General features: G+C 36.6%; 5 protein-coding genes. 3 read left to right on the top strand and 2 right to left on the bottom strand.

Annotated elements, in window-relative coordinates:
• Together CXF74_RS20725 and CXF74_RS20720 are read right to left on the bottom strand one after the other, a co-directional pair.
• Positions 1–519 (bottom strand): ATP-binding cassette domain-containing protein (locus CXF74_RS20725; protein WP_157822491.1); only part of this gene is annotated, 519 nt, incomplete at its 3' end.
• Between the two features lie 546 nt (positions 520–1,065).
• Positions 1,066–2,280, bottom strand: a complete 1,215-nt coding sequence (locus CXF74_RS20720) for a hypothetical protein (RefSeq protein ID WP_101084454.1) — start codon at positions 2,278–2,280, stop codon at positions 1,066–1,068.
• Between the two features lie 44 nt (positions 2,281–2,324).
• Here CXF74_RS20720 and tnpA point away from each other — a divergent pair, with 44 nt between their 5' ends.
• The 3 genes from tnpA to tnpC all read left to right on the top strand — a co-directional run.
• Positions 2,325–2,624 (top strand): IS66 family insertion sequence element accessory protein TnpA, encoded by a 300-nt coding sequence (tnpA, locus tag CXF74_RS20715; RefSeq protein WP_101084452.1) that lies wholly within the window; start codon positions 2,325–2,327, stop codon positions 2,622–2,624.
• A complete protein-coding gene (tnpB, locus tag CXF74_RS20710) occupies positions 2,621–2,968 on the top strand; it encodes an IS66 family insertion sequence element accessory protein TnpB (protein WP_101084449.1) in 348 nt (115 codons plus the stop codon). The genes tnpA and tnpB overlap by 4 nt, the downstream gene beginning before the upstream one ends.
• Before the next feature lie 91 nt (positions 2,969–3,059).
• Positions 3,060–4,187, top strand: a 1,128-nt coding sequence (gene tnpC / locus CXF74_RS20705; protein WP_101084447.1) for an IS66 family transposase, incomplete at its 3' end; no start/stop codon positions are given.

Below are 4,187 nucleotides of genomic sequence, written 5' to 3'. Positions count from 1 at the left end.
TAGCGTTCTATGGTAAGCAGAAGTTCTAAAAGTTTCTTCTTCTCCATTCTCTTCCTTTTTTAGAGCATCTTGAACCCTATTTACGTAAGTTTGTTCGACTCTTATTTTTACACTTAATATACTCGAAACATCTTCACTACCATTTTGAGACTGTTCAATATAACCTTTACTGGTTAAAAAGCCTCGCACACGTCCTTCTAAGGTAATCGTGGCTATAAAAATCAACAATTTAGACCAAGATTTATCATAATAGCAGCATCCTAAGTTAAGCCCTCTGTTGGCTTGCCTTTCCTGTGCTAAGTAATCAGAGAAGTGTTTAGAATACTTTTCATTTTGACCTGACGAAAAACATACAACTTTTTTAGAATGAAAATCACCTGTATCTAGACGCTTTTTAAATATCGATTGTAATATTGAAGACTTTCCAGCCCCATTTTCGCCGATTAGAGCGGTAACCTTTTCGAATGAAAGGGTTTGTTCATTCTCGTATAAGTTATTTTCTGGTAATGTTATTTGCATGTATACCCAATATTTTTAGTTTTAATTATTTAAGCCTGAATCCATTTACTAAGAAAATGACAGTGATTTTGGCCACAACACGAGACTTAAAAAGCAATAAATCCTATCACGCCTAATGGCCCGTTGCGACTTTCAATGGTTATAAATTATGCGGGGCCATTACACTTTTCTTAGCAACTAATAAATCAAATGTGAATTGCTAAGAAACTAAATGTATAAAATTCAAGCTAGTCCTCAATACAGCGACCTTCAACAATCTCGTTTCTATTTTTTTGAATACTTGCAATCTTTTTAAACCTTGTGTGTTCCCATTCAGTTACGTGATATGTTTTGTCCCAAGCGTTCATGAACTGCTTATGAGATTTGCTTTCTTATCATCAATTTTATTGGGCAACTGCCAAAATCACTTTGAACGTGTGGAAGCATCTGAAAGTTGTAATTGCTTCTCATAGTATTTACTACCCCAATAGCAGGGAATAAGTTATCCATATCAGCTTACATATGCCTATATTCAGTATTTACTTTATTAGCACACTATCGACTTCCTCAGCTACTAGTTAGTACAGTTGAAGCAAACTTATTGCAATCCATTTCGAGAATAAAATGAATAGGTGGCGGTATTCTATAATGCCTGCAAGCAAGTAATATAATAGGTTCAACACCAGAACTTATTGCACTTAAACCTTCAAAGTATTCTGTTGCCTTGCATTCGTCTTCTAATGCTTTTAAATAGTCTTCCTTTTCACTAAGTATTTCAGAATTAACAGATAAGACCCCACCATGGTTTTCACTATTTGTATAAAGATGAGCTTCCGAGTCTGCAAGAGGATACCAAACCTGAAAGTTACAATGTGTTAAGTGAGTTTGTTTCATCTCTTGGATTTTTTTATAGACATCATCAAACTTATTTTTTGCGGAATAAGCTGCAATAAATGGATAAAGAATGCTTCCTTGTGTTACTTCTTCAGTATACGCATCAGTACTATTCTTTGGGTGCTGAATTAGTTCGTAGTACTCATTGAGATTACATGGATACATGCCTTTAGATTTGAATTGATAGTCTATTGAGTGACTCATATTTAATAACCAAGGGTATACTGAGTCCTTTGTATTCTGCCCAATCCCCAAAAACAAAATTGCGAGATAAATATCTATGGCCTGTTCATCTTTGTAAGGGGTCATCAATATAGGATTATTATTGATGAGTTGGATTATTATTTCTTGTTGTCTTTTTATTGGCTCTTTTATAGTTGGATTGTTTTGAAATGTTTCTTTAGAGATATATGAGTATGACCAAAGCCCATACATCGCAAGACGGCCTAAAATATCAAATAGCTTTATATTGATATCGATCGGATTGTGGCTATTAATAGAGCTAGATAAAGCATATAAACGACCAACGTGTGGGGTGATGACCTTAAGTATGTAATCATCACTGATTTGATGATATAAACTAATGATTGTGTTTAATGTGTCTACAATTTCCTTTGATACTTTTTTTCTATCAGAAAAAAAAGGAACCGCTATTTTCCAAGCGCGTAATACTGAAAACTCACTCGCCAGATAAACACTTTCTAAATTACTCTCATCACGAGACCAAGCGTACAAAATCCATAACGAGATTGAGAGTTGCCTTAATGAGGTTAAAACCCTCTTCGGCTCTTCACATTCAAGATCCGATAACAATATTGCAAGTTGTTTAAAGTAACTAACAGATGTTTCAGGCGTAAGCGTATAGCGAACAGCACCTACTCCTAACACTCTATCTCAGATACCTTATATCTTCATTTTATTTGGAGATAATCATGAGAATTTCGCGAAGCCAAACACAATGGCAAACTATCATTAAAGACCACCAATCCAGTGGCCTAACCGTTATCGAGTATTGCCAGAAACAGCAATTATCAACGTCGAGCTTTTATGCCGTTAAAAAGAAGCTTGGCCTATCATCAAGTAACTTTGTTCGCGCTAAAATAACCCAACAGGTTGAGTTTGTTGAAGATAAAAGCTTAATAACGGTAACCATGGGCAAGGTAAATATCAGCTTGCCAAGCACCACTTCCGCCACCTACTTAAGTCAATTATTACGAGAGCTGGCTTTATGAAAATGTTTGTTGAGCCCACGAGTATTTTTCTACATCGAGACTTTATTGATTTTCGCAAGGCCATCAATGGACTAACAGCACTGGTGGAAGATGAGCTAAATCGCGATGCCTATACCGGTGATTTATTCGTTTTTTGCAATAAATCAAAAGACAAACTGAAAATATTGTACTGGGATAAAACAGGCTTTGCGCTATGGCAAAAACGTTTAGAAAAGCAAAAATTCAAATGGCCGAGCAAGATCAATGAAGCTGAATTTGTATTAACTTCTGAGCAACTAGAATGGCTACTATCTGGGTATGATGTTTTGGGTCATCAAACGTTACATTATCAGTCGATGCTCTAACCTTTGTTCACTATCAAGTGCCATGACACAAGTCATGAACTAAATGGTATTAGAAGCTGCATTTCATTGAATGTTTTGTTAAAATTGTTCAATGAAATTTACTGCTAAATCCTTACCAAACGATCCCGAACAACTTAAGCAAATGCGGCTTGAGTTGCAACAACGGATGGATGACGAATTAACTCAAAAAGAGACTGAATTAAGAGAAAAAGATGTTGCCTATCAAGTCTTACTTGAGCAATACAATCTCAAACTTGCCAATGAGTACGGTAAAAAATCAGAAAAAATGCCAGGTGCTGATGAAGTCTTCAATGAAGCTGAAATGACGCTTGATGAACAAGACGAGCAGCTATTAGCAAGCGTAACGACTGAAGATAAAACAGAGCCAAAAGTAAAACCAAAGCGCAAACCACTACCGCCTGAACTACCTCGAAAAGAAGTTATCGTTGATATTGATGACACGGATAAAATATGTAATTGTTGCAGAAATCCGTTACATAAAATGGGAGAAAGTAGCAGCGAAAGCCTTCAGTTTGTACCCGCTCATATTAAAGTCATCAAAACTATTCGCCCGAAGTATACCTGCCGACATTGTGAAAACAATGGGATTGAAAGTGCTGTACAAACGGCCTCGATGCCAGCGACACCAATCCCTAAAAGTATTGCTACCGCGAGCTTGCTAAGCCAAATCATCACCTGTAAATATCAATTTGGTTTACCGCTTTATCGACAAGAAACAATGTTCAGTGACATCGGCATCGCGTTGAGTCGGCAAACAATGTCGAGCTGGATATTACGTTGCGCAACATTACTTGAACCTTTATACATGCGCTTGAAAACAACATTGCTCGCTGAACCCGCTATACATGCAGACGAGACGCCACTAAAAGTAATCAAAGCAGAAAAAACGACAAGCTATATGTGGGTATATTGCTGTGGAACTGATGCATTAGGCAGTAACACCAATATAGTGTTATTCGATTATCATAATAGTCGTAGAGCCCAATGTGCAATTGATTTTCTTGATGGTTACCAAGGTTACATGCACGTTGATGGGTATAAAGCTTATGAATCAACGCAAGCAACATTGGTTGCATGTCTTGCGCATATTCGCCGTAAATTCATCGATGTGAAAAAGGTGCAAGGTAAAAAGAAAACAGGAAAAGTGGATGTCGCATTAAATTTAATTGGTAAGTTATACGGAATAGAAAAAAGAATT

Source organism: Psychromonas sp. Urea-02u-13 (assembly GCF_002835995.1).
Classification (GTDB): domain Bacteria; phylum Pseudomonadota; class Gammaproteobacteria; order Enterobacterales; family Psychromonadaceae; genus Psychromonas.
This window is presented reverse-complemented; position numbering and strand designations above follow the sequence as displayed.